12 protein-coding genes are annotated in these 25,899 nt (G+C 63.3%); 7 read left to right on the top strand and 5 right to left on the bottom strand.

Going from position 1 to position 25,899, the window contains the following annotated elements; genetic code table 11:
- Window positions 1–229: 229 nt before the first annotated feature.
- Together ABE493_RS13865 and ABE493_RS13860 are read right to left on the bottom strand one after the other, a co-directional pair.
- On the bottom strand, window positions 230–493 hold the full coding sequence (locus tag ABE493_RS13865) for a helix-hairpin-helix domain-containing protein (RefSeq protein ID WP_346499497.1): 264 nt from the start codon (window positions 491–493) through the stop codon (window positions 230–232).
- A gap of 5 nt (window positions 494–498) precedes the next feature.
- Window positions 499–1,497 (bottom strand): polyprenyl synthetase family protein, encoded by a 999-nt coding sequence (locus ABE493_RS13860; RefSeq protein WP_346499496.1) that lies wholly within the window; start codon window positions 1,495–1,497, stop codon window positions 499–501.
- Window positions 1,498–1,699: 202 nt separating this feature from the next.
- Between ABE493_RS13860 and ABE493_RS13855 the strand changes: the two genes are divergently transcribed.
- Window positions 1,700–3,313 carry an alpha-glucosidase gene (locus tag ABE493_RS13855; RefSeq protein ID WP_346499495.1) on the top strand — a complete coding sequence of 538 codons (1,614 nt, stop codon included), beginning with the start codon at window positions 1,700–1,702 and terminating at the stop codon, window positions 3,311–3,313.
- A 654-nt stretch (window positions 3,314–3,967) separates the two neighbouring features.
- Here the strand turns inward: ABE493_RS13855 and ABE493_RS13850 are convergent.
- Together ABE493_RS13850 and ABE493_RS13845 are read right to left on the bottom strand one after the other, a co-directional pair.
- Window positions 3,968–6,736, bottom strand: coding sequence for a TonB-dependent receptor (locus tag ABE493_RS13850; RefSeq protein ID WP_346499494.1), 2,769 nt, complete (start codon window positions 6,734–6,736; stop codon window positions 3,968–3,970).
- A gap of 328 nt (window positions 6,737–7,064) precedes the next feature.
- Complete coding sequence (locus ABE493_RS13845) at window positions 7,065–9,131, bottom strand: glycoside hydrolase family 97 protein (RefSeq protein ID WP_346499493.1); 2,067 nt, start codon at window positions 9,129–9,131, stop codon at window positions 7,065–7,067.
- A gap of 211 nt (window positions 9,132–9,342) precedes the next feature.
- On the opposite strand from ABE493_RS13845, the gene ABE493_RS13840 reads away from it, so the two are divergent.
- From ABE493_RS13840 to ABE493_RS13830, 3 genes are all read left to right on the top strand, one after another.
- On the top strand, window positions 9,343–10,824 hold the full coding sequence (locus ABE493_RS13840; RefSeq protein ID WP_346499492.1) for an MFS transporter: 1,482 nt from the start codon (window positions 9,343–9,345) through the stop codon (window positions 10,822–10,824).
- Entirely contained in the window at window positions 10,824–12,539 is a 1,716-nt protein-coding gene (locus tag ABE493_RS13835) for an alpha-amylase family glycosyl hydrolase (RefSeq protein ID WP_346499491.1), read from the top strand. The genes ABE493_RS13840 and ABE493_RS13835 overlap by 1 nt, the downstream gene beginning before the upstream one ends.
- 312 nt (window positions 12,540–12,851) lie before the next feature.
- The gene (locus ABE493_RS13830) at window positions 12,852–13,232 is read left to right on the top strand and encodes an SseB family protein (protein ID WP_346499490.1); all 381 of its coding nucleotides are present in this window, start codon (window positions 12,852–12,854) and stop codon (window positions 13,230–13,232) included.
- Window positions 13,233–13,401: 169 nt separating this feature from the next.
- Here the strand turns inward: ABE493_RS13830 and ABE493_RS13825 are convergent, their stop codons facing one another.
- Window positions 13,402–14,433, bottom strand: coding sequence for a LacI family DNA-binding transcriptional regulator (locus ABE493_RS13825; protein WP_346499499.1), 1,032 nt, complete (start codon window positions 14,431–14,433; stop codon window positions 13,402–13,404).
- Between the two features lie 254 nt (window positions 14,434–14,687).
- Here ABE493_RS13825 and ABE493_RS13820 point away from each other — a divergent pair, with 254 nt between their 5' ends.
- The 3 genes from ABE493_RS13820 to ABE493_RS13810 all read left to right on the top strand — a co-directional run bounded on the left by ABE493_RS13820 (window position 14,688) and on the right by ABE493_RS13810 (window position 25,888).
- Entirely contained in the window at window positions 14,688–15,251 is a 564-nt protein-coding gene (locus ABE493_RS13820; protein ID WP_346499489.1) for a single-stranded DNA-binding protein, read from the top strand.
- Window positions 15,252–15,582: 331 nt separating this feature from the next.
- On the top strand, window positions 15,583–17,316 hold the full coding sequence (locus ABE493_RS13815; protein WP_346499488.1) for a ShlB/FhaC/HecB family hemolysin secretion/activation protein: 1,734 nt from the start codon (window positions 15,583–15,585) through the stop codon (window positions 17,314–17,316).
- Between the two features lie 103 nt (window positions 17,317–17,419).
- Window positions 17,420–25,888, top strand: coding sequence for a filamentous hemagglutinin N-terminal domain-containing protein (locus ABE493_RS13810; protein WP_346499487.1), 8,469 nt, complete (start codon window positions 17,420–17,422; stop codon window positions 25,886–25,888).
- Window positions 25,889–25,899: the final 11 nt, after the last annotated feature.

Genomic DNA, 25,899 nt, shown 5'->3' with positions numbered 1-25,899 from the left:
ATCGGTTGAACCTTTCCCGGTCAGTAGCGGCCCGGGCGGTACCAGCAAGGGCTGTCGTGTAGTGCCGAGCCATGCTCGGCAGGGGCTTCACCGGCAATCCATGACGTTTGTAGGAGCGGCGTAAGCCGCGAAGCTGACTATCTGTCAGATCGCGGTAACTGCTGTCCGCATTGGATGCGCTGCTGGTGGTTCGCCTTCGGTAACGTCGGAAACATCTGTAGCTTCGCGGCTAACGCCGCTCCCACAGGGCTTGGCCCCGCGCCGCCGCTATCGCGCCACTGATCGCTGCCCGCGCCTGCGGGCTGTTGCGCCAGCAGCTGCTGCCCAGCATCGCCGATGCCTGGCTGACGATATCGCCGGGGTCGGCCTGGGCCAGCTGCGGCAGCGAATGAAAGCCCAACTGCTCCAGCCGTGCCACCACGGTGGCACCTACGCCTTTCACCGCCAACAACACCGCCCGCTCGTCTTCAGGGAACTGCTGCAGGCCCGTCATCGGGATCAGTGACTGCGTTCGATGGCGTAGCGAGCCAGGCCGCGCAGGGCGGCAACCGCTTCGGTTTCCGGCAGCCCGTCCAGGGCCTGCTCGGCGGCGTTGGCGTATTCCACGGCGCGCTTGCGGCTGTATTCCAGGCCGCCAGTGGCGTGGATGGCTGCCAATACTTCCGGCATCGCGCTGGCGTCACCGTCCTGCACGATCTCGCGCAGACGCTGGCGCACCGTTTCATCCGAATGCGCCATCGCGTGGATCAGCGGCAGGGTGGCCTTGCCTTCGGCCAGGTCATCGCCCAGGTTCTTGCCCAACTCATCGGCATTGGCCGAGTAATCCAGCACATCGTCGGCGATCTGGAAGGCATAGCCCAGGTGCATGCCGTAGTCGTAGAGCTTCTGCTGCACGATCTCGTCGGCACCGGTAGCCAGTGCGCCCAGGCGGGTGCCGGCGGCGAACAGCACTGCGGTCTTGCGCTCGATCACGCGCAGGTAGGCGGCTTCGTCGGTGTCCGGGTTATGTACGTGCAGCAGCTGCAGCACCTCGCCCTCGGCGATGCGGTTGGTGGTGTCGGCCAGAATCTGCATCACCGCCATGCGCTCCAGCTCGACCATCAGCTGGAAGCTGCGCGAGTACAGGAAGTCACCGACCAGCACGCTGGGGGCGTTGCCCCACAAGGCGTTGGCGGTGCTGCGGCCACGGCGCAGGTCGGATTCGTCGACCACATCGTCGTGCAGCAGGGTGGAGGTGTGGATGAACTCGATGATCGCCGCCAGCTGGTGGTGTTCCGGGCCGGCGCCACCGACCGCATGGCCGGCCAGCATCACCAGCATCGGCCGCAGGCGCTTGCCGCCCGCCGAGACGATGTGATCGGCGATCTGGTTGATCAGCACCACGTCCGAGGACAGACGGCGGCGGATCAGGGCATCAACGGCAGCCATGTCCGCTGCGGCAAGGGTCTGGATGGCAGGCAGGCCCAGCGCGGGGCGGATATGTTCAGCGATGCTCATAGGAAGACTTCAGGGGGTACCCGGGGATTATAGGCGGAGTCGGCGTAGGCGGCCCGTCGGGGCCGAAAACCGAGCAGAACCGGGCCTTTGCGCAGTGAATACGTATGCAAGCAACACCGTCGGCAAAGCGCCGACGCTAAGCTGGCTGGCATACATTTCGCGGCCCTGAAACAGGGCGCTGAAGCCCGTAGGGGGGCGCTCGATGTCGAAAACTCCATGGTGGCGCGGTGCCGTCATCTACCAGATTTACCCACGCAGCTACCTGGACACCAATGGCGACGGCGTCGGCGACCTGCCGGGCATCATCGAGCGCCTGGACTACGTGGCCTCGTTGGGCGTGGATGCGATCTGGGTGTCGCCGTTCTTCAAGTCGCCGATGGCCGACTTTGGTTACGACATTGCCGATTACCGCGATGTGGACCCGATGTTCGGCAACCTGGCCGACTTCGACCGTTTGCTGGCCAAGGCGCATGCGCTGGGCCTGAAGGTGATGATCGACCAGGTGTTCAGCCATACCTCGGTGGAGCACGCCTGGTTCAAGGAAAGCCGCGAGAGCCGCGACAATCCCAAGGCCGATTGGTATGTGTGGGCCGATGCGCGTGCTGACGGCAGCCCGCCGAACAATTGGCTGTCGATCTTCGGTGGCGTGGCATGGCAGTGGGAGCCACGGCGTCGACAGTATTTCCTGCATAACTTCCTGGCTTCGCAGCCGGACCTGGATTTCCATAATCCAGCGGTGCAGCAGGCAACGCTGGACTATGTGAAGTTCTGGCTTGATCGTGGCGTGGATGGCTTCCGTCTGGATTCGATCAACTTCTGCTTCCACGACGCACAGCTGCGCGACAACCCGCCCAAGCCGGAAAGCGAGCGTATTGGCCGCGGTTTCAGCCCGGATAATCCGTACGCCTTCCAGTACCACTATTACAACAACACCCGGCCCGAGAACATCGGCTTCCTCGAGCGCCTGCGTGGCTTGCTGGACCAGTACCCGGAAGCGGTGACGCTGGGCGAAATCTCCTCGGAGGATTCGCTGGCCACTACCGCCGAGTACACCGCGCCGGGTCGCCTGCACATGGGCTATAGCTTCGAGCTGCTGGTGGACGATTACAGTGCGGCTTACATCCGTGGCACGGTCGAGCGGTTGGAAGCGGCAATGGGCGAGGCCTGGCCGTGCTGGGCGGTGTCCAATCACGATGTGCAGCGTGCGGTGACCCGTTGGGGCGGGCATCCTGCCAAGCCGTCGCTGGCCAAGATGCTGGCCGCGCTGGTGTGCTCGCTGCGCGGTTCGGTGTGTATCTACCAGGGCGAAGAGTTGGGCCTGGGCGAGGCGGATGTTCCGTTCGAAGCGCTGCAGGATCCTTACGGCATCACCTTCTGGCCGAACTTCAAGGGCCGCGATGGATGTCGGACGCCGATGCCGTGGACCGATGGAGCGTTGGCTGGGTTCACCACAGGCAAACCCTGGTTGCCGATTCCGGCTGAGCATCGGGCGCTTTCGGTGCAGGCGCAGGAAGTGGATGGCGATTCGGTGTTGCATTCGTTCCGCAGCTTCATGAGCTGGCGCAAGGTGCACCCGGCTTTGGTCGGAGGGTCGATTCGTTTCCTTGATAGCGCCGAGCCTGTGTTGCTGTTTGAACGTCAGGCCGGGGATGAAACCTTGTTGTTGGCGTTCAATCTGTCAGGCGAGACGGTTCGGCATGGTTTGCCGACGGGTGAATGGCTGGCGTTGGACGTGCCGGGCCCGGTGGCTGGTGCTGTCGACGCTGGTGAGCTGGTATTGCCTGGGCACGCGGTGTACTGCGCGCGTCGCAGCTGAGTTTTTGTTGTTCTCTCTTTTGTGCAGGCGGAGATAGCATCTCCGCCTTTTTTTTTGATTTTGCTTTTGATTTTGATTTTGCTTTGGGTTGGGGCTTTGGCGTTGGGCTTGGGTTTGGGGTTTGGGGTTTGGGGTTTGGGGTTTGGCTTTGACTTTGACTTTGACTTTGACTTTGATTTGGACTTGGACTTGGATTAAGCCCCTCTCCCGTTTACGGGAGAGGGGTTGGGGTGAGGGCGCTTTTAAAGCAAGCCAAAGCCAAAGCCAAAGCTCCCCCCATCCGCCCTCCGGGCACCTTCCCCCGCAAGCGGGAGAAGGGAAGTGCCAAACAGCCAGAGCCAAATCCAAAGCCGAAGCCAAAGCCAGAGCCAAAGCCAGAGTCAAAGCCAGAGCCAGAGCCAGAGCCAAAGCCAGAGCCAAAGCCAGAGCCAAAGCCAGAGCCAAAGCCAAAGCCAAAGCCAAAGCCAAAGCCATTACCGCCTGCTTAGAAATGAGGGCATAACTTCCAACGCCCCAGCCCCAGCCCCCCAAGCGGCAATCACAAAAAACTTCAGCATTCTCTTAGCAGCAAGCCACGCACAACGCTGCCCTGACAAAACAAAAAAGCCCGCTGCCAAAGCAGCGGGCCTTCAATTTGCGCCTGACCAGAACCAATCAGAACTTGTAGTTCACACCCACCTGGTAGGTGCGGCCCCATTCCACGGTTTCCAGCGGACGATCCTTGCTGCCGGCATAGGTTTCGTACTTGGAGTTGGTCAGGTTGCTGGCCTGCAGGAACAGGCTCAGGCCGCTGAGCGCGTTGCCGTCGGCGAAGCTGTAGCCCACCTGCGCGTCCAGTACGTTCTCGCCCTTCACATAACGCAGGGTGCGGGCGCCGTTGAAGTTGCCGATCTCACCGATGAAGTCCGAACGCTTGCGCTGGTTCAAACGCACTTCAAAGCCGCTGTTCTCGTAGTAAGCGGTGAAGTTGTAAACGCGCTTGGACAGGCCCGGCAGCATGATCGGTTCGCTGCCAACGCTGGAGGTGGTGCCCGGATCCGGTTTGATCATGATGTCGCTGTCGTTGAAGCTCGCGCTGGCCACCACGCCGAAGCCGCGCAGGGCGTCGGAGAACAGATCCAACGGCAACGAGGCGGTCAGTTCAGCGCCGCGCAGGCTGCCACCGGTGCCGTTGAACGGTGCGGTGTAGTAGCCGGTCATCTGTGCCGGTGCCTGCAGCTGGGCTGCATTGGTGTCGACCTTCATCCACTCCGCCACCTGGTCGGTGAAATCGTAGCCGTCACGCTTCTCGGTGTAGATGTAGCTCTTCAGGTCCTTGTAGAACACCGCAGCAGCCACGTAAGCCTTGTTGCCGAAGTACTTTTCCCAGGACAGGTCGATGGCGTTCGCAACCCACGGGCGCAGATGCGGGTTACCGCCGCTGGCGCCGGGCTTGCCCAGCGTGGTGTCCATGCCGAATTCCATCGAGGCGCGAAGCTCATCCACGCGCGGGCGCGCTACCTGGCGGGCCAGGGCGAAACGCAAGGTGTTCTCCGCCGGCAGCTCGAACGCCAGGTTCAGGCTGGGCAGGAAGTCCAGGTACTTCTCGCCTTCATCGATCGGCACAACTTCATTGCCCACGCCCTGTGAGCTGTCCCAGTAATTGGAACGCGAGGATTGGTCGGCGTACTGGGCCTGGATGCCGACGTTGCCGCGTACTGGGATCGAGCCGATCTGGGTGCTGATGTTGGCGCGCAGGAAGGTGGTGGTGATCTTCTCATCCACCGTCCATTGCTTCGGAATCAGGTAGCTTTCGGTGGTAGTCGGGTTGAACAGCATGTAGCGGCCAACCGCTGCCGGTACGTTCCAGGCGGGGATGTAGCCCGCGCCGGCAAAGCCCAGGTTGACCGGCTTGTACTGCAGGTCAGCGCCGATGCTGGTGATGCCCTGGGCACCGAGGTTGATGTTGCCTTCGGCCTGGGTCTTGTTCTTGCTGCGGTCGGCGTAGTTGACGCCAATGTCGAAGTCGGAGAACCAAGTGAAGCCTTCCGGTACCGGGAAGGTGGCAGCCAGCTTGAAGCCCTTCAGCTCGTCGTCAACATGCGGGGTCTTGCCGTAACCCGAACCATAGATGGTGTTGGTCAGGTAGAGCTTGCTGTAGTCCGAATAATCGAGGCCAGGCGTGAACTGCGGGAAGCTGCCGCCCGCGAAATTCAGCTTGACCGAATCCAGCATCGGCGCCGGCAGCAGCTGCAGGTTGTTTTCCAGGTTCAGCTCGTCACGCTCGGCCTTGGACCAGCTGACGTCGGCCACCACGCGCACTTCGCCGAAGGTGAATTCGTTGTTCCAGCCAACCGCCTTGATGGTGTCTTCGCGGTTGTTGTACATGCCGCGTACCAGCGGATAGACGTTGTGCGCCACGCCGCTGACGAAGCTACCATTGCCGTTGACCACCACGTCGGTGACGTTCAGGCGGTCATAGCCACCGTTGTAATCGCCAAGATGGATTTCCATCTGGTTGGCGGTGTCGTATTCCTTGGCCTTGGTGTAGAAGGTGTCCAGCGTGCTGGTCCAGCTGTTGTTGGGCCGGAACTGCAGGGTAGCCATCACGCCATCGCGCTTGGAATGCCCGGTGCGGCGCAGGGCCTTGATGCCGTCGGAGTAATAGGTGCCTTCAGCCACGCCGGGGCGCCAGTTGTCACCGATTGCCTGCCACGGCTCATACAGGCCGACCTGGTTTTCCTGCTTGGACATCTCCGAGTGGGAGATGCCAATGGCCAGGCCGATGGTGTTGTCGGCGAACTTGTCGACATAGCTGAAATTGAGGCGATTGCCATAAGGGTCTTCGCCGGCGGCTTCGCCCAGCGAGTTCTTCTGGTAGCGGCCGCTGACGGCGATGACGCGCTCGTTGTAGCTGAGCGGGCGCACGGTCTGCAGGTCCAGTGTGCCGGACAAGCCCTGGCCAACCAGGCCGGCGTCCGGGGTCTTGTAAACGGTGACGCCGCTGATCAGTTCGGACGGGTACTGGTCGAACTCCACCGAGCGGTTGTCGCCGGTGCTGACCATCTCGCGGCCGTTGAGCAGGGTGGTGGCGAAGTCGGGCGACAGGCCGCGCACGCTGATCACCTGGGCGCGGCCAGCGACGCGCTGTGCAGCCAGGCCGGGCAGGCGGGCGATGGATTCGGCGATGCTGACGTCGGGCAACTTGCCGATGTCTTCGGCCGAGATGGCTTCCACGATCGAGGTCGAGTCGCGCTTGACCGAAATCGCGCTCTCGATGCCGCGACGGATGCCGGTAACGGTGACGGTATCCAGGTCGGTGGCCTGGGCCTTTGCTTTTGCAGTGGCTTCGTCGTCCACGCTCTGTGCGTGTGCGGCGGTTGCGCTCAGCGTGATGGCCGAAGCCAGTGCCACGCTCAGCAGGTTGCGCTTGGTGTTCAACATACTCCCCTCTCCCAGGTGATGTCGGTTGGTTGTTTTTTGCTCCCACGCATGTTGCGGGGGATGCGTCGCGGTTGTTTTTTTCGCTGCTTGCGACTGTCTCGCATGGTAATCAGCAGGCAAGCCCGTGGCGCTGGGCTGCATACGTATTCAATGGCGTGCAGGAGCGGCAGATAGGTCTGAAAACGCTTTCTGCGGTGGTTTTGGATGTCTGTACGGGGAGGGGCTGCGCGCACCTGCGCCGCTGCCCTCAAGCCATCATCTCCACTCGCGCGGGTAATGACGGCAGGGAAGCAAGGCCTGAAACGCCTTGCTTCCGCGCGACAGGGGCTTAATTCAGCGGTACAAACCGCACTGCAGCCCCGCCACCGGCGCCCAGCTGCAATTTGATCCGGTCGCCATTGCCCACTTCGCGCGTCTCGCGGACGAAGGCAAACGGTGCGGTTTGCCAGTTGGCGCCGTCGCCGTCGCGGTAGATTTCCGCGCGGTAGCGCTTGCCCGGGCCGAGGAAGCTCAGCGCCACCTCCAGCGCCTGCGGTGTCTCGCTGCCGACGCTGCCGACGAACCATTCCTCGCTACCGCGCGCTTTACGCGCAAACGTCACGTACTGGCCGATCTCGCCATTCAGCACATGGCTTTCTTCCCAGTCCACCGCCACATCCTTGATGAACTGGAAGGCGTCCGGGTGCTGCGCGTAATGTTCAGGCAGGTCGGCCACCATCTGCACCGGGCTGTACAGCACCACGTACAAGGCCAGCTGCTTGGCCAGGGTGCTGCGCAGAGCCAGCCCGTTGCGGCCCTTCAGGCTGACGATGCCGGGGGTGTAATCCATCGGCCCACCCAGCATGCGGGTGAACACAAGCGTGGCTTCATGGCCCGGCGGGTTGGGTGGGTTGCCCCAGGCGTTGAATTCCATGCCGCGCGCGCCTTCGCGCGATACCCAGTTGGGGTAGGTGCGGCGCAGGCCGGTGTCCTTGATCGGCTCGTGCGAGTTGATGGCGATGTGCTTGGCGGCGGCCTGCTGCAGCACGCGCAGGTTGTGGTTGCTCATCCACTGGCCTTCGTGCCATTCGCGGGTGATCGGGCCATCGGCCTGATCCTGGCGGTGGATGTCGCCGGCGTCACAGACATAGCCGGTCTTGATCACGTCCACGCCGTTGCGCGCGTACAGATCCAGCGCTGCCGGCAGCTGACGTTCGTAGTGGCTCACCGCGCACGCGGTTTCGTGGTGGCCGATCAGGTGCACGCCCTTGCCGGCGGCATAGCTGGCAAGTCCGGGCAGGTCGAAATCCGGGGTGGCGCGGGTGAAGTCGAAGGCCTCGCCGTTGGCGAACCAGTCACCGTCCCAGCCAACGTTCCAGCCTTCCACCAGCACGCCACGGAAACCATTGGCGGCGGCGAAGTCGATGTAGCGGCGGGTGTTTTCTGTGGTGGCGCCATGCTTGGGGCCGGTGGCCCAGGTTTCGGTTTCCAGGTGCAGCGACCACCACACGCCGGCATATTTGGCCGGCTTGAACCAGCTCACATCGCCAATCGCATTGGGCTCGTTGAGGTTGAGGATCAGGCTGGATTCGGCCAGATCACCGGCCTTTTCGCCGATGGTGATGGTGCGCCACGGGGTGTTGAAGGGCAGGGCGCGCACCACCGGTGCACCGCTGCTGGACGGGGTCAGCGTGGCGTGCAGGATGTCGCCGTCACCGCGGGCCAGGTTCATGCCGGCATAGTCGACCAGCGCGGCTTCATGGATGGAGATATGCAGGCCGTTGTCGCTGCGCAGGGTCAGCGGGGTCTGGGCGGTGCCAACTTCCTTCAGCGGCGTCTGGTGGTACAGGTATTCCTCGCGGTTCCATTCGAAGGCGGGGATCCACCACGCGGTAGCGGGGCGCGCCAGCGCGAATTCGGTCAGTTCGGCGTGGATCTGCGCCTGCTTCATGCCTGCCTGCTGCGGGAACTCGTAGCGGAAGCCGATGCCATCGTCGTAGACGCGGAACACCACATCAAAGCGGCGCTCGTAGTTGCGGCCCGCGCCCGGCTTCTCGGTGAAGCTGGCGCGCAGTTCGTTGTAATGGTTGCGGGTGAGGCGGCGCTCGCCCCAGGGCTGCTCCCAGGTTTCATCGAAGCTGCGCTGCGACTGCCCGGTCAGCGCGACATTGCGCTCCAGCCGGCCATCGCCCAGCAACATGCCCAGCCGCGACGGCGCAATCACCGCCTCGCCATTGCGCTCCACCCGGTACGAGGGGCGGCCTTCGTGCTGCGATTCGACGATCACCACCAGGTGTTTGTCGGGCGAGGTGACGCGCGCCAGATCGGCGGCGTGGGCCGGCAGGCAGCTGATCAACAGCAGCGCGAAGGCGGCTTTCAGCGACAGGCGGGCAGGGATGGGGCGTGTATCGGCCATGCGGGTCTCAACTCCGGGTTCTGGTCGGCGCGCCGGCCCTGCGGGGTGGCACGTGGCGCCACTATTCCCCGGCGCAGGCCGCCGTGGGCGTTATGCCGCATTGAATACGTATGCAACGGCGGTGCAGATCACAGGTGCGCCCTCTACCATGGCCGCAGCGCATCCGCGCCCAACCATCGCATCCGTGATTCCCGGAGGGGGGAAGCGCTTGATGAATAGCAAACCGCAGCTGTCGTTCTGGCAGATCTGGAACATGTGTTTCGGCTTCCTGGGTATCCAGTTCGGCTTCGCGCTGCAGAACGCCAATGCCAGCCGCATTTTTGAAACGCTGGGCGCGCCGATGGACGCGGTGCCGGGGCTGTGGATCGCCGCACCGCTAACCGGGTTGCTGGTGCAGCCGGTGATCGGCTACCTGTCCGACCGCACCTGGACGCGCTGGGGCCGGCGCAGGCCTTACTTCATGATCGGCGCGGTGCTGACCACGCTGGCGCTGCTGGTCATGCCGAATTCGCCGACGCTGTGGATCGCCGCCGGCACGCTCTGGGTGCTGGACGCATCGATCAACATCTCAATGGAACCGTTCCGCGCTTTCGTCGGTGATCAGCTTTCGCCCAGGCAGCGCCCGGCCGGGTTTTCGATGCAGAGCTTCTTCATCGGTGTAGGCGCGGTGGTGGCCAGCTTTCTGCCTTTCATCCTGGCCTACTTCGGTGTGGCCAACACCGCCGGCCCGGGTGAAGTGCCGGATACCGTGCGCTATGCGTTCTATTTCGGTGCCGTGGTGTTGCTGCTGGCGATGAGCTGGACGGTGTTCAGCACGCGCGAGTATTCACCGGCCGAGCTGGCCGGCTTTGACGACGCCGAGCCATCGCCGCTGCATGCCGCACAGCGTGTCGGTGGCCCGCCGCAGTGGCGCCAGATCGGTCTCTGGCTGGGCCTTGGCGTGGTACTGGCGGCCTTGATCGCGTGGCGGCAAGGCGACCGCATGCTCTATGTGCTGGCTGGCCTGTGTGCCAGCTACGGTCTGTTGCTGGCAGTGGCGCGGGTGCTGCCCGGCACGCATATGCTGGCCACCATCGTCGATGACCTGCGCAGCATGCCCGGCACGATGCGGCGCCTGGCCTGGGTGCAGTTCTTCTCGTGGTTCGCGCTGTTTGCGATGTGGATCTATACCACCGCAGCGGTAGCCGGCACCCATTTCGGCTCTACTGATACGCAGACCGCGGCCTACAACGAAGGCGCAAACTGGGTTGGTGTGCTGTTTGGTGCCTACAACGGTTTCGCCGCGGTGGCCGCGCTGATCATTCCACTGATGGTGCGCGCCATCGGCCTGCGCTGGAGCCATCTGATCAATCTGTGGCTGGGCGGGCTGGGGCTGATCTCGCTGATGCTGATCAAGGACCCTCAGTGGTTGCTGCTGTCGATGGTGGGCGTGGGTTTTGCCTGGGCATCGATCCTGTCCTTGCCCTATGCCCTGCTGTCGGACAGCGTGCCGGCGGCCAAGATGGGCGTGTACATGGGCATCTTCAATTTCTTCATCGTGATACCGCAGTTGGTCGCAGCCAGCGCGCTGGGCTTTGCCCTGCGCAACTGGTTGGGCGGTGACCCCATCCACGTGCTGGTGCTGGGTGGTTGCAGCCTGTTCGTGGCCGGGTTGTGTGTATTGCGGGTTCCGTCGCAACAGGAGGTGGTGTGATGCGTAGTCGTTTGGCAGCAGCGGTTGGTCTGGCCTTGGTGGCGGGTACGGCATTTGCCGGTAACCGGCCGGATTACATCGGCACCACCGAGCCGTTTGCCCGTGATGCGGTGTACTTCGTGGTCACTGACCGCTTCGTCAACGGCGACACCAGCAACGATCACCGCGACCAGGGTGGCGAGCACCCAACTTTCGATATTCCGGTGCCTTGCCCGGACAAGGTCGACGGCAACATCGGCTACCTAGGCGGCGACTTCAAGGGCGTGCTGGACAACGCCGACTACATCCGCAATCTCGGCTTTGGCGCGGTGTGGATCACGCCCATCATCGACAACCCCGACCAGGCCTTCACCGGCAGCAAGCCGATCAGCTGCACCAGTACGCTGACCGATCGTGGCAAGACCGGTTACCACGGTTACTGGGGCATCAACTTCTACAAGCTGGACGAGCACCTGCCCAGCGCCGACCTGGATTTCGCCGGGCTGACCAAGGGCTTGCACGACGCCAAGCTGAAGGTGGTGCTGGATATCGTCGGCAACCACGGCTCACCGGCCTGGACCATGCCCAAGCGCCAGCTGCAGTTCGGGCAGATTTTCGACAAGGACGGCAAGCTGATCGCCGACCACCAGAACCTGGCGCCGGACAAGCTCGACCCGAAGCACAACCCGCTGCACGCGTTCTACAACAACATCGGCCCGGTCGATGGCAGCAAGGGTTCGATCTTTGACGGCAACCTGGCCGAGCTCTCGGATTTCAACGAGCACAACCCGGCGGTGATGGATTACCTGGTTGGCGCCTACCTGCAGTGGACGGCGCAGGGCGTGGATGCTCTGCGCATCGATACCATCGGTTGGTTGCCGCATCCGTGGTGGCATGAATTCGTGCAGCGCATCCGCGCCGAGCACCCGGGCATGTTCATGTTCGGCGAAGCCTTCGACTACGACGCGGCCAAGATTGCCGAACACACCTGGCCGTCGAACGCGAACGTCAGCGTGCTCGATTTCCCGCTGCGCGGTGCCATGTCCTCGGTATTCGGCAAAGAGCAGAAGGGTTTTGAAGCACTGGCCGAGCCGCTGCATCTGAGTGGCGGCCCGTATGCGAATCCCTACGCGTTGATGAGCTTCTACGACAACCACGACATGGCGCGTCTGGATGCCAGCGACGCCGGCTTCATCGACGCGCACAACTGGTTGTTCACTGCACGCGGTATTCCGGTGCTTTATTACGGCTCGGAAACCGGCTTCATGCGCGGCCGTGCCGAGCATGCGGGCAACCGTGCGTACTTCGGTCAGCAGCGTGTGGATGCTGCAGGGCAGAGCCCGATCTTCGCGCCCCTGCAGCGCATCGCCAAGCTGCGCGAAGCGACGCCTGCGTTGCAGCGCGGCCTGCAGGTCAACGAGCGCTTGCTGGGCGATGAAGCGGTGTTCTACCGCGTGCTGCAGCAGGGCGATACCGCACAGACGGTATTGGTGCTGTTGAACAAGAGCGATGCGGCACGCACGTTCGAGGTGAGCCGTTACCTGCAGGCCGGGCAGTGGCGCGATGTGCTGGATGGCGGCAACGTAAAGGTGAAGAACGCACTGAAGGCCGAGGTGCCGGCGCATGGCGTCAAGGTGTTCGTGCTGGATGCGCAGGTGAATCAGAGCGAGCTGCAGGCGCAGCTGGATGCGGCGATGGCGGACCAGATCGCGCGGGATAAGCGATTGGCGCAGTAAAGCCTGCTTAAGCCCCTCTCCCGCGTGCGGGAGAGGGGGTGGGGTGAGGGCAGCTTCAGCTTCGCGCCAAAAGCCACCCCTCCCCAACCCTCCCCTTTGCTACGCAAAAGGGAGGGAGCCAAGCCCCCTCCCTTTGCCGCAGGCAAGGGGAGGGTTGGGGAGGGGTAGAGCTCTTGCTTCTGCTCGTGCCTCTGCATCAGCCTCTGCCTCTGCCCCAGCCCCAGCCCCAGCCCCAGCCTCCAGCTCCCGCCTTTGCGACTCCACCAGCCCCACCCGCTACAATCCGCCCCCAGGCATTCCCGGCGGCACCCCATGAACCAGCTCCCCCCGCAGACCCCCATCGAAATCCTGTTGCAGACCGCAATGGACGGCAAGCTGCCGATCCGCGCCTTCATGCAGGCCTTCGTGGCGTCCGAGGTGGTGCTGCTGACCGGCAGCCTGGTCACGCCCGACGGCAGCGGCTTTGATCCACTGCTGTTCGACAAACAGGGCGTGCTGCACGTGGCGGTGTTCACCGATATGGCGCGGGTTGGCTTTCATCAGCAACAGGCCCCGCACAACATCCGCATGCTGATGCTGGAGGTGCTGCGGCGCGTGCCGGGCGGCTACGGCGTGGTGATCAATCCCGGCACGCCGCTGGGCTTTGAAATCGCACCATCGGGCGTGGGCGAAATTCTCAAGGATTTCACCTGATAGAGCCGCTGCCCCAGCTACGCGAGCAAACGTAGCCCGGGTAAGCGCAGCGCACCCGGGGCTTGTGCCTGATCGCGCAAGTGGTTGCCGGCTTCAATTTGATCGTCCTGCTTTTCCCGGGTGTGCTTTGCTTGCCCGGGCAACAAGGCGTGCCGCATTCCCGCTTGGCTCAGCCCCGTCGCGAAGATTCGCGCACCACCAGCTTCACCGGAATGGTGAGCCCGTCCACAGCTTCACCGGCAATCAGCCCCAGCAGCTTGTCGACCAGCAGCTGGCCGGCCTGCTTGGTGTCCTGCTGCACCGTGGTCAGCGCCGGTGATACCGAGGCTGCCAGCGGAATATCATCAAAACCGGTCACCGCGATGTCCTGTGGCACCTGCAGGCCGCGTTCGCGCAGGGCGCGCAGGGCACCGATGGCGATCAGGTCGCTGGCCGCGCAGATCGCATCAAACGCCATGCCTTGGTCCAGCAGCGCCAGACAGGCGGCATGGCCGGATTCCTCGGTGGTGATGGCGTCGTGCTGCAGGCCGGCATCCGCTGCCAGTCCCCGGTCCCGCAGTGCCTGCGCGTGGCCGCGATAGCGCTCTTCGAACTCCGGGTAATGGCTTGAGGCATGGCCAAGGAAGGCGATGCGCCGGCAGCCCTGCTCAAGCAGATGCGCGGTGATGTCGTAGCCACCCTGGAAGTTGTCGCTGCCTACCGACACCCCCGGTTGGCCGGGCAGGGCGGCGCCCCAGCGCACGAAGTGGGTGCCTTGCTCGACCAGCCGCTGCAGACGCTCCACCGACTCGTGGTAATCGCCATAACCCAGCAGGATGATGCCGTCGGCCTTGTTGCTGTCCTCGAAATCGGCGTGCCAGTCGCTGGACAACTGCTGGAAGGACACCAGCAGATCGCGACCATGCAAGGCGCAGGCGCGGGTGATCGAGCCCAGCATCGAGTGGAAGAACGGGTTGATCAGCGAGTCATCGGTGGTCGGGTCCTCGAAGAACAGCAGGGCCAGGGTGCCCGAGCGCTGGCAGCGCAGGCTGGAGGCGTTCTTGTCGACCTTGTAGTTCAGCTGCCTGGCGATATCCAGGATGCGCTGGCGGGTCTCGGCGTTGACCATCGGGCTGCCGCGCAGCGCTCGCGACACGGTGGGCTGCGAAACGCCCGCCATGTGTGCGATATCCAATGAGGTGGCTTTGCCCTTGATGACCATCATGCCTGGTGATGTGAAGACGTCAGGCATCATGCCATGGGCCATGCGGGACCGGGATGGGCGGCACCGCTGGCAGGTCCCGGCCTGGCCCGGGCAGAGCGTGGGCTGGGGGCCGCTTCAGCTGCTCCGGGGCGAGCGCAAGCCTTACGTGCCAAGGCATCTGCGGATTGACTGATATCTGCCGCAGGAACGATATAATACGTGGGCTATTGCCCGCATCCGGCGGGTGGACCCCAACGGAAGAGTAGGAACCTATGGCCCGCGGCATCAATAAAGTCATCCTCGTCGGCAATCTCGGCAACGACCCGGACACCAAGTACACCCAGGCCGGCATGGCGATCACCCGCATCAGCCTGGCCACCACCAGCGTGCGCAAGGACAAGGACGGCAACCAGCAGGAGCGCACCGAATGGCACCGCGTGGTGTTCTTCGGCAAGCTCGGCGAGATCGCCGGCGAATACCTGCGCAAGGGCAGCTCGGTCTATGTCGAAGGCGAACTGCGCTACGACAAGTACACCGGCCAGGACGGTGTTGAGAAGTACACCACCGATATCGTCGCCAACGAAATGCAGATGCTCGGCGGCCGTGGTGAAGGCGGCGGTGGTGGTGGCGGCATGGGCGGCGATCGTCCGCAGCGCCAGTCGGCCCCGCGCCAGCAGCAGGGCGGCGGCCAGGGCGGTTACGGCAACCAGGATCAGGGCGGCGGCGGTGGCGGTGGCTACGGCGGCGGTCAGCGCCAGCAGCAGCGCCAGGCACCCCCGCAGCAGCAGTCGGCTCCGCCGATGGACGACTTTGCCGACGACGATATTCCGTTCTGATAATCGTCTTGCGCGTTTGTTTGCCAAAGGCCATGCACTGCATGGCCTTTTTTTATGCAATGCCCGAAGAAGACATTCGGCATTACAGGTGGCTATGACCACATGTCAATTGGATCTGGTCCGAAAATACATTTCCTTATTTGTGACCAAATCGAATCTGCGGGTTTGCTAAAATAACTGGCAGAGTTGTGCTTACAGGGGGCAGGCGCAATCAGGGCGGACGGGAGGTTTCCGGTTCTGGTTGTGCAGCCGATGTTTTTCGGAATGGTGCGCAGGCCCCAATCATTCCGCGCGGCCGCTGGCCGCAATTGCTCAAGGACGGTTGGTTCATATGCAAGGCAAAGGAATGCGGGTGCGTGGCGCGTTGATGACGCGTGCGCGGTTGTTGGTGGTTGCATGTGCAGCCGTGCTCGGAACTGGCGCCGCACAGGCGCAGACAGCAGACGTAAACGCGCAGGAACTGCTGCGGCAACAAGAGCGCGAGCGCGTCTTGCGTGAGCAGCAGGAAGCGCAGCCAGATGCGCGTCTGCAAGCCACGCCGGAAGAAAACATCGGACGCCTGCCCGTTGATGAAGCGCCTTGCTTCGTCATCAACCACATCACCCTGGACGGCGAAGAGGCTGATCGCTTCCGCTGGGCCTTGAAGGCCGCCGATCCCAAGGACGATCCTGTTACCGGTCGCTGTCTGGGTACGGCCGGCGTCGATATCGTGATGAAGCGCGTGCAGAACGCGATCATCGCCCGTGGCTATGTCACCACCCGTATCCTCGCCGCGCCGCAGGATCTGAAAAGCGGGGCCCTGCAGCTGACCGTGGTGCCGGGCCGGATCCATGCAATTCGTTTTGCCGACAGCGCGCAGTCGGCTCCTGCGTTGTGGAATGCGATGCCGGCGGCACCTGGCGACCTGTTGAACCTGCGTGACATCGAACAGGCGTTGGAGAATTTCCAGCGTGTGCCAACCGCGTCCGTGGATATCCAGATTGCTCCGCCGGCCGAAGGGGCCGATGCCAAGCCGGGTGAAAGCGATCTGCTTATCAGCTGGAAGCAGCGCTCCAAGGTCCGCGCAAACCTGACCCTGGACGATTCCGGCAGCCAGTCCACCGGCAAGCTGCAGGCCGGCGCTACTGTGTCCTTGGACAACCTGGCCGGTTTGAACGACCTGTTCTATCTCAACGCCGGCAAGTCGGTGTTCAACGGCAGTGGCCGCGACACCGAGAGCTGGGCCGCGCACTACAGCGTGCCGGTCGGCAAGTGGCTGGTGGGCGTCAACGCCAGCAAGTACGACTACAGCCAGTCCGTTGCCGGTGCCTACGAAACCTATGTGTACAGCGGCGCCAGCCGCAACGCGGAAGTGCGCCTGACCCGCATGCTGTTCCGCAACGCCAGCTTCAAGACCAGTGGCTATGCACGGGCCTGGTACCGCGATTCGAACAACTTCATCGACGACACCGAGATCGAAGTGCAGCGCCGGCGCATGGCAGGCTGGGAGTTGGGGCTGGCGCACAAGCACTTCTTCGGCAACAACACGCTGGATGCCGGGCTCGCCTACCGGCGAGGTACCGCAGCATTCGGTGCCTTGCCTGCACCGGAGGAGGCCTTCAGCGAAGGCACCGCGCGTGGCCGCATCATCACCGCTGATGCGCAGCTGATGCTGCCTTTCAAACTCGGCAAGCAGCCCGTGCGTTACACCGGCAGCTGGCGTGCGCAGTGGAACCGTTCCCTGCTGGTGCCGCAGGACCGTTTCTCCATCGGCGGCCGCTACACCGTGCGCGGTTTTGACGGCGAAATGTCCCTGAGTGGCGAACGCGGCTGGGTACTGCGCAACGAACTGGGCTTTGCGCTCGGCGGTGGGCAGGAGGCCTATCTGGGCGCGGACTACGGCCATGTCGGTGGCCCGGCCACGCGCTGGCAGATGGGTGACTACCTGGCGGGCGCGGCCGTCGGCCTGCGCGGCGGCGTTGCCCACGCGCAATGGGACGTCTTTGTCGGCAGCCCGCTGCACAAACCGGCGGGTTTCCCAACTGCATACACGACGTTCGGCTTCAGCCTGAGCGCCTCGTTCTGATATCCGGCGGTCACCTCGGCCGCCTACAAATGGAATCTGCTGCCGTTATCCGTACCGGAAAGGCAGCAGATCAAACATCCAAGCATCGAAAGGAAGCAATGCCATGAATCGTGTCTACCGTCTGGTCTATAACCGTACCCTGGGTGTGTGGCAGGTGGCGTCGGAACTGGTGAAGGCAGCGAAGGGCGGCCGCAGCAGCGGCACCGGCCTGTCCACGGCGGCATTGCATCCGATGAGCTTTGGCCTGTGGTTGTTGATGGGCTGGGTGGGGCTGGTACAGCCGGTGACCGCACAGCAGGCACCTACCGCCCAGGCCGGCCGCATCGTTGCCGATCCCGGCGCGCCGGACCGGCAGCGCCCGACGGTGGTGACCTCGGCCAACGGCACGCCGCAGGTAAATATCACTACGCCCAGTGCGGCCGGTGTGTCGCGTAATACGTATAGCCAGTTCGATGTAGGCAGCGACGGCGCCATCCTCAACAATTCGCGCGGCAACGTGCAGACCCAGCTTGGCGGCTGGGTGCAGGGTAATCCCTGGCTGGCCAAGGGCACCGCGCGGGTCATCCTCAATGAGGTCAACAGTGCCAACCCCAGCCAGTTGCGTGGCTATGTGGAAGTAGCCGGTGACCGCGCCCAGGTGGTGATCGCCAACCCAGCCGGCATTTCGGTGGACGGTGGCGGCTTCCTCAATGCCAGCCGCGTCACCCTGACTACCGGTACGGCCATCGTCAACGCCGGCGTTCTGGATGGTTATCGCGTCGATGGCGGCGCGGTGCGGATCAGCGGCGCGGGTCTGGATGCGACCGACAGCGACTACACCGACATCATCAGCCGCTCGCTGGAAGTGAATGCCGGCATCTGGGCACAGCAGTTGCACGCCAGCCTTGGCAGCAACGTGGTCAGCGCCGACCACAGCCAGGTGAACGCAAAGACCGCCAGCGGCAATGCGCCGGTGTTCGCATTGGACGTGGGCGCACTGGGCGGCATGTACGCCAACAAGATCTGGCTGGTCGGCAACGAACACGGCGTCGGCATGCGCAACGCCGGCAAGATCGGTGCGCAGGCCGGTGAGCTGGTGGTTACGGCCGAGGGCAGGCTTGAAAACAGCGGCTCATTGCAGTCACAGCAGGATACGAAGCTCTCCGCCGCCGGCGGCGTTGCCAACAGGGGCACCGTGAGTGCAGCACGCGAAGCCATCATCAGTACCGCTGCGGATCTGGACAATAGCGGCGGCACCCTCAATGCGCGACGTATCGAGGTCAATGCGGATGCCCTGCGCAATCAAGGCGGCGCCATCGAACAGGTTGGCGCACAGCAGCTCAATCTTTCGGCCGGAACCCTCAGCAATCGCAACGATGGCCGCATTGGCGTGGTGGAGGCCGCTACCTCAGGTGGCGGTACCGGCGGCAGCACGGGTGGTGGCTCCGAAGGTGGCAATGGCGGCGGCACCGTGGGCGGTGGTGGCCCAGCTCCAGGCGAAGGCGGCGGTGGTACGGGCGGCACGGTCACGCCGCCTGTTACGCCGCTGGCGGCCGGCGCACTCAACATCGGCAACACGTTGAACAATGATGGCGGCCGGATCGACGCGCTGGGCGCTGTGGACATCCGTGCGCGCGCAGGCCTGGACAATAGTGGCGGCAAACTGGGTGTAGCCACGCTGCAGCTGGAGGGCGGCGACCTGCGCAACATCGGCGGCAATCTGGCGGTACATGATGCTGACCTGCGTGCTGCCACCGTGGACAACAGCCAAGGGCAGTTGAACGTTGCCGGCAGTTTCAAACTCTCCGCCGACGCGTTGATGAATCGCGGCGGCAGCATCGCGCATGGCGGCGTTGATGCAGGCATATGGACGGTTGCCGGTGCATTGGACAACAGCGGCGGCACGCTGGCCAGCAATGCCAGCACGTTGCGCTTGAACGCCGCTTCGTTGGCCAACGAAAAGGGAACAATCAGTCACGCCGGTACGCAGGGCCTTTGGTTGACCACGGGCAATGTGGCTGGCCAGGGTGGCAGCATTGTCAGCAGTGGCATGATCACTCTCGCAGCAGGGGCGGTTGATCACCGCAATGCCACGCTCAATGCCACGCAGATTGCGCTGGACGCCGCTGCATTTGATAACCGGGCCGGTACGGTGGTTGCCACCGGCTCACAGGCCAATGTCCTGAACGTCCAGACGACGTTGGACAATAGTGAAGGCACTTTGGCGAGCAACGGTGACTTGACCATCACTGCCGCCGAGCTCGGTAACGCCGGCGGCACCGTGCAGCACGCAGGCGAGGGCACGTTGGCAATCAACGCCGTCCAACTCAGCGGGCACGGCGGTAGCCTGGTCAGCAACGGCAGCCTCAACATCGCCGGGCAAACCACGGATCTGCGCGATGGCAACACTTCCGCGCAGCGCATCGCCATCAAGACCGGAGAGCTGATCACCGCCGGCGGCCAGATGGCTGCCACCAGCACCGATGCCCTGAACCTGCAGGTGCAGAACCGCTTGGACAATACCGGCGGCACCATCGGCAGCAATGGCGCGGTTGCGCTGAGTGCAGCCAATTTCATCAACAACCAAGGCAAGCTGATTGCTGCCGGCAATGCCGCATCAAGCATCCGTATCGCGCAATCGCTGGAGAACCGCGGCGGTACGGTGTCCAGCAACGGCGCATTGCAGATTGACGCGGGCCAGCTGCACAACGTGGGTGGCTCGGTGGTGGTTGCCGAAGGCGCCGACCTACGGGTGAAGGTGGATGCGCTGCTGGACAATAGCGGCGGCGGGCGACTGGCAGCCGGGGGTGACATGCGTTTGGAGGCTGCCCGCCTGGACAACCGCAGCGGCTCGATCGAGCACGCCGGTGAGGGAGAGCTCCGCGTTGAGGTTGCCGAGCTGTTGGGCGCTGGTGGAAGCATTGTCGGCAATGGCAGCCTGACATTGGAAGGCGATGCGGTCGATCTGCAGGGCGCCACCACGCAAGCGCGGAAGCTGAAGCTCAAGGCGAACGCACTCACCACCGCTGACGGCACCTTGGTGTCCACCGGTAGTGACGCGCTGCAGCTGCAGGTGCGCGATGGCTTGAACAATGACGGCGGCGTTATTGCAGCCAACGGTGGCCTGGAGCTCAGCGCAGGCGCGCTGTCCAATCGCGAAGGAAAGCTGAGTTCAGCGGGTACATCGGCGAGCAATATTGAGGTGGCAGGTCAACTCGACAACACCTCGGGCAACATCTCCAGTAACGCCGATATGCTGGACCTGAGCGCAGGCAGTCTGGTGAACACGCAAGGTGTGATCAGTCATGCAGGTGCCCAAGGTTTGCAGCTGAGCACCGGCAGGCTGGACGGCCAGAAGGGAACCATTGCCACGGGTGGCGCGCTCACGCTCACCGCCGGTGTGGTGGACCATCGCGCCGCAACGCTGAACGCCAATCAGCTCACGTTGAATGCAGTGGATTTCGACAACCGCGGTGGCACGGTGGTCATGACCGGCGACCAGTCCAATACGCTGGATGTGCAGGGCGTACTGGACAATGGCGATGGCGGCACGCTTGCCAGCAACAGCGACTTGACGATTCGTGCAGCAAGTTTCGGCAATGCGGCAGGTACCGTGCAGCACGCCGGCACCGGCACGCTGGCCATTACTGCCGCCACGCTCGCCGGCCAGGCCGGCAGCCTGCTCAGCAATGGCAGCCTGAACATCAGCGGGCAGGTGACGGACCTGCGTGATGGCACGACTTCGGCGCAGCGTATCAATGTGCAGACCGGTGATCTGACCACGGCGGGTGGGCAGCTGGTGTCAACCGGTGCCGATGCGCTGCTGCTGCAGGTCCGCAACCGGTTGGACAACAGCGGTGGCAGCATTGGCAGCAACGGCGCGGTTGATCTGCGCGCGGCAACATTCCTGAACAACCAAGGCAAGTTGCAGGGTGCTGGTGCGGCGGCAAGCGCTATTGCGGTTGCCGGTGCAATGGAGAACCGCGGCGGCATCGTGGTGACGGCAGGGGACGCCGATGTGCATGCGGCAAGCCTGGATAACCGAGGCGGCAGCCTGCATGTGGCAGGTACCTCCACGCTCGAACTGACAGTTGATGGCTTGCTGGACAACCGCGAAAAAGGCATGGTCTCCAGCGGCGGCGATGCAGTGGTGGCAGCCGGCGGATTGAACAACAATCAAGGCACCGTAGCCGCAGGCCAAGCGTTGGCGCTCACCGTACAGACGGGGATCGACAACAGTGGCGGCATTGTTCAGGCGGGTACGGACTTGCAGCTGACCAGCAGTGGCCTCAGCAATGCGGGCGGTACGGTACTGGGCGGCAAGGCCGCCATCGACACCCGTGGGCAACTGCTCGACAACAACGGCGGCACGATAGCCAGCCTGGAAGCTGGGCTCACCATCAACAGCGGAATGCTGCAGAACAATGCTGGCTTGATTCAATCCGCGGCGGCGCTGGTTGTGGATACAGCAGGCAACGCCTTGCTCAACCTCAACTCCGGCAGTGCTGGCATCGTGAGTGCCGGCACCCTGGATATCCGCAGCGGTGCCTTGGACAACCGCAACGGTGTCGTGTTCGCGCAAGCCAATGCACAGCTGGATGCGAGCAGCATCGACAACAGCCAGGGCGGCTCCTTGGTGAGTGCGGCGGATTTGGCCGTGCGCACGCAATCGCTGGCAAACGCCGGCGGTGTGGCCAAGGCGGGCAACAATGCCACCCTCAATGTGCAGAACACGCTGGACAACCAAGCGGGCCTGGTTGCCGCCAACGGTACGCTGGTACTAAACGCTGGCAGCGTAGATAACCGAAGCACCGCTGTAGCGGACCAGGCCCTCGGCCTGCAGGCGGGCACGATGCAGCTGACGACGCAGTCGCTGGACAATCGTCAGGGCCAGGTCATTGCCGATGGCAACGCAACGCTGACACTCACGGCGGGTCTGAACAACGCTGGCGGCCAGGTATCTACCGGCAACCGCCTGGATATCAGTGCAGATACCGTGCTCAATACCGCCGGCACGCTGGTATCGGGCGGCGATCAAAGCTTGGCCGCTCGCAATCTCAGTGGCGATGGCAAGGTGTTGGCACAAGGCGACGCGACCCTTGTGCTGGGCGAGAGCTTCACCAATACCGGGGAGCTGGTGGCAAATGGCGCGCTCAGCCTCACCACTGCGGGGGATGTGAACAACCACGGCAAAATCCAGGGCGGCGCGGTGGCAGTGCGCGCAGCCAACATCAGCAATGCCGTCGAAGGTGAGATCAGCAGCCTTGGGCTGACCCAGCTGTCGGCCGATGGCAAGGTGGTCAACCGTGGCCTGATTGATGGTGGAACCACGCACATTGTGGTGGATACGCTGGAGAACACCGGTAGCGGCCGAATCTACGGCGACCACGTTGCCATCCAGGCCAGGGAGCTGCTCAACCGCGCCGAGACCCTGGCGGGCGTGGCGACATCGGCAACCATCGCTGCGCGTGACCGGCTCGATCTTGGCGCCGGTCATCTGATCAACAGCGACCAAAGCCTGATTTACAGCGGAGGTGATGCTGCCATCGGCCAGGTGCTGGATGTAAACCGGCTGGCGACAGGAACCGCCCAGCAGGTAGACAACATCAGCTCCATCATCGAGGTGGGCGGTAACCTGGATATCAACGCGCTGGCGGTCAACAACATCCGCCAGAACGTCGTCGTGGAGCAGGTGAAGACGGTCAATGCTCCTGTGCGCCTGGATCAGCCAAGCTGGTTCAAGAACGGCAGCAACGGCAACTCCGACTACAAGACCACCAGCAACTACGTCGCGCACGAGATCTACTATCTAAGCCCCGACGATATTCTGGAAGACACCCCTTACATCACCCCGGACGGCTATGTCGTGCGCCGCGCAGTGCTGCGCGTGAATGCGCAGACAACTGCCTATCTGTTTGGCCGTGGCGGCTTGTACGGTGCCAGAGGCGGGCGGTCGCGCTTGGTGATGAGCGATGGCACGGTGACGATTTATTACACCGGCCGACAGGATGGCCAAGCCAATCCCGACCTTGTGACCACAGGTGCGGATGATCCCTTCCGCGAACTCATTCCCTCCGAGCCGGGGGCGCCTGCATTCAGGTACGAAGAGGACAACCTCACCTATTCCAGCAACTACGGCACGTGTACCACCAACTGTGTCCAGCTGACTGCGCTGTACCAGTACACCGACCCTGATCACATGCTGATCGAGATGCGGCGTGATCCAAACAATACCTCTGGCAACGAGCAGTACCGTATTGCCACCCACAGCATTGTTGAAGATGTGGTGAGTTCAGCCGGGGCCGATGCGACCATCAATGCCGGCGGCAATATGCGCATCGATACCGATGCGTTGTTGAACCAGTATGGCCGCATTGCGGCGGGCGGGAATCTCGATATCGTGGGTATCAACCGCGATACCGCCAGCGTGCAGAACATAGGCTTGTCGCTCTACCGCACGCATTCGTTCAACAACACGTCCTACACCTATCGGGGCGCTTCCAGTTCCTGGAAAAACTCCGATATCTCCGAGAAGGTGGGGGAACTTGGCGGCGTACTTTCTGCGGGTGGCACGCTCAGCGTGGACGTTGGTGACCTGAGCAACCTCAACAATGGCCGCGATGCGCCAAATGTCCAGGATGGCGCTGGGCTTGCCAATTTGAATGCCCAAGGGCCGGGTGCGGGCGCAGTGGGACCGGGCGCTGGCCAGGTGCAGGGGCCTGGCGTCGTGAAGGGGCAGGTTGTCGCGGACGCGAATGCCAACGGCCCGGATGCCGCACAAGCCGGCAACGCCAGCACAGTCAATACACAGGGCACAACCGGCCTGGGCGGCACCACCGCGGTGCGCGCCATCGGCGATGGCGCCGATACCATCGTGACTACCGCCATCGATGGCAAGGCACCCACCGGAAGCCTGTTCAAGGTGGACGCCAATCGCGGCCAGCACCTGGTGGAAACCGATCCGCGTTTTGCGGATTACCGCAACTGGCTGAGCTCTGACCACCTGCTCGCGCAGATGGGCTTTGACCCGGTCACCACGCAGAAGCGCCTGGGCGATGGCTTCTACGAGCAGAAGCTGGTGCGTGAGCAGATTGGCGAACTCACCGGTCGTCGTTTCCTTGATGGCTATGCCAGTGATGAGGATCAGTACCGTGCCCTGCTGGAAGCCGGGGCTACCGTCGCCAGCGGCTGGGGCCTGCGCCCGGGCATCGCGCTGACCGCCGAGCAGATGGCGCAGTTGACCAGCGACATCGTCTGGCTGGTTGAGCAGACCATCACCCTCGCCGATGGCTCAACCACCACCGCGCTGGTGCCGCAGGTTTATCTGCGCGTGCAGCCGGGTGACCTCGCCAACAACGGTGCGCTGCTGGCTGGTGCCAACGTTGACCTGAAGCTGCGCGGCGACTTCGTCAATGAAGGCGATGTGGCTGGTCGAAAGCTGGTGTCCATCGACGCAGGCAACATCCGCAATCTTGCTGGTGCCAATATCAGTGGCCAGCAGGTAGGGCTGCAGGCCAAGCAGAACATCGACATCATCGGCAGCAAGGTGACCGCTACCGATGCACTCAGCGTCAAGGCGGGTGGCGATATCACTGTTGCCAGCACCACACGCAGCTGGGAGAGCGGTGGCACTCACGCGCAAAGCAGCACCAGCATCGACCGCGTAGCCGGGCTGTACGTCACCAGTCCCAGCGGTATCGGTGCACTCACCGTCAATGCCGGGGGCGATGTCACCCTGACCGGTGCCCAGGTGGTAAACGCCGGCACGAACGGCGCAACCGTGCTGGCGGCCGGTGGCAACCTCAACCTGGACACCATCGCGCAGAAACAAAGCCTGGATTTCACCGCCGACAGCCGCAACTACCTGCGCACCAGCCAAACCACGCATGTTGGCAGCACCGTAAGCGGCGCCGGCAACGTGGTGTTGCAGGCCGGCAACGACGTCAACCTGACCGCCGCAAACGTCAGCGCCGGCAATGCGATGGCTGTGCAGGCCGGGCGGGATATCAACAGCAGCGTTGCTGTGGATGTCAGCACCTTCGACACCGGATATGCAGGCAAGAAGTCCTCGCGTGCGGTATCAGCCAGTGACGAAACCGTGCAGGGTACGCAGATTACTGCTGGCGGTGACATTGCGATGCAGGCAGGGCGCGACGTCACGCTGCAGGCAACAACCGTTGCCAGCGATGACGGAGGCATCGGTGTTTCTGCTGGCCGCGACGTCAACCTGACTGCGGCGCAGGAAGAGCACGACCTGACCATCGACGAGCAGCGCAAGAAGAAGGGCTTCCTCAAGACCAAGACCACCACCACTCACGATGAGTGGCATGACAGCATTGCAGTTACCACCACGTTGAGCGGTGAGACCGTCACCGTGGCAGCCGGCCGTGACCTGACCTCGCAGGGGGCGCAGATTGCGGGTACGGGGGATGTGGTGCTGGCAGCAGGGCGTGACCTTACGCTCGGTACGGCAGAAAGCACCTCAACCGAGGTGCACGACAAGACCGTGACCAAGTCTGGTCTGTTTGGTAGCGGGGGCATCGGTTTCACTGTAGGTAAGCAGCGCACCGATAGGCTGATACCACCGGGGTAAGCCACACAGGC

This window comes from Stenotrophomonas terrae (assembly GCF_039674165.1).
GTDB lineage: Bacteria > Pseudomonadota > Gammaproteobacteria > Xanthomonadales > Xanthomonadaceae > Stenotrophomonas > Stenotrophomonas terrae_A.
This window is presented reverse-complemented; position numbering and strand designations above follow the sequence as displayed.